This window comes from Streptomyces musisoli, from assembly GCF_016741855.1.
Lineage (GTDB): Bacteria > Actinomycetota > Actinomycetes > Streptomycetales > Streptomycetaceae > Streptomyces > Streptomyces musisoli.
Genome location: NZ_JAERRH010000077.1, coordinates 1 through 1,521, shown reverse-complemented (window position 1 = coordinate 1,521; position 1,521 = coordinate 1). Strand labels below are relative to the sequence as shown.

General features: G+C 65.3%; 1 protein-coding gene. It reads right to left on the bottom strand.

What is annotated here, in order from left to right; all coding sequences use genetic code 11:
- Window positions 1-620: 620 nt before the first annotated feature.
- Window positions 621-1,450, bottom strand: a protein-coding gene (locus JK361_RS40495) for an IS5 family transposase (protein WP_372448795.1) whose coding sequence is annotated in 2 segments (ribosomal slippage) — window positions 621-1,144 and window positions 1,144-1,450 — 831 coding nt in all. Because the reading frame shifts where the segments join, the coding sequence is not laid out codon by codon here.
- Between the last annotated feature and the right edge of the window lie 71 nt (window positions 1,451-1,521).

Here is a 1,521-nt window from a genome sequence, read left to right as displayed (position 1 = left end):
CTAGGGACTGTCTCTTGAAAGTCGGCGGTTGCCGGAGCTGGTCTCCTTGCGGCATGCCAGGGTCTAATGCCCTGCCATGGACGCAGGAGTGGCAGCTGTAATCGGTGCAGCGATCGGCACGCTCGGAGGTTTTGGGGGTGGCTTGGTCACCGCTATGAGCCAGGGATCACAGCAGAGACGGCAGCGGCAGATCGACCGGGAACTCAGGCTGGAAGAGGCTCGCCGCAACGCTTACGGAAGATGCATCAGCACGTCTAAGCAAGTGTCGGCGGCATGGTGGAAGTTAGCAGCGAGTCTTCGCATCGAAGGGAGTACTGAGGAACAGTGGCGTGAACCCGCAGCCGACGCCCATGCGGCATGGGCACCCTTCAGTTCTGCGGTCGCTGAGGTCACCGTTGTAGGTCCCGCATTCGTGGCCGATGCAGCCGAGGCTCTGCGGCGGGCGATGTATACCTTGGACATGGCTGGGACGGCTTGGCATGAGGCTGCCCGCCAAGCTGGACTCGGTCGCTTGGAAGACTTCGACGCTCAGTACATGCAAGCAGTCGAAGCAAAGCGCACACCAGGCAGCGCCTTTCAGGCAGCAGCACGCAGGGCGTTGCAGGCGGAGAGCTAGGTTTTCACCTACGAGCCCAGATGAGGATGGCGGCGACGTGAAGTGCGGCCTGATAGGCGATGGCGAGTTTGTCGCATCGTGTGGCCAGGCCGCGCCACTGTTTGAGGCGGTTGATGCACCGCTCGACGGTGTTGCGCTGCTTGTAGGCATCGGCATCGAAGCTGGGCGGACGGCCACCTTGGCGGCCCCGCCGCAGACGGTGCCCGACTTGGTCCGACGGCTGCGGAATGACCGCGCGGATCTGTCGGCGACGCAGGTGGCCGCGGATCGTGCGGGATGAGTACGCGCGGTCCGCCAGGACCAGGTTGGGGCGAGTTCGAGGCCGCCCCGGGCCGGTCCTCGGCACCCGGATGCGGGCCATGACCGTCTCGAAGGCGGGCGCGTCACCGGCCTGACCCGCGGTGACGGCCAGAGCCAGGGGCCGTGCATGACCATCTGCAGCCAGGTGGATCTTTGTGCTCAGCCCGCCGCGGGAGCGTCCGAGTGCGTGATCGGCCGGCTCGTTTCGGTCTGCGGCCCCCTTTTGAGTGCTCCGGCGGCGTGCTGGTGGGCCCGGACGACGGTGGAGTCGACCGATACGGTCCAGCCGATGTCGTCGACGGCATCCGCTGCTGCGAGGACGGCGGCGAAGATTTTCTCCCACGTGCCGTCGACGGCCCATCTGATCAGCCGATTGTGAGCGGTCTTGAACGAGCCAAGCTCATCGGGAAGGTCCCGCCAGGGCGAGTTGGTGCGGTACTTCCACGCGATGGCCTCGAGCGTGCGGCGGTGGTCGGCCCAGCGCCGTCCCCGGACTGGATCGGCCGGCATTAGCGGCTCGATCCGGTCCCACATCGCATCAGTGATCACTAATCGGACAGACACATCCGATCAACTGACCAGCCCATCAAAGAGACACGCTCTAG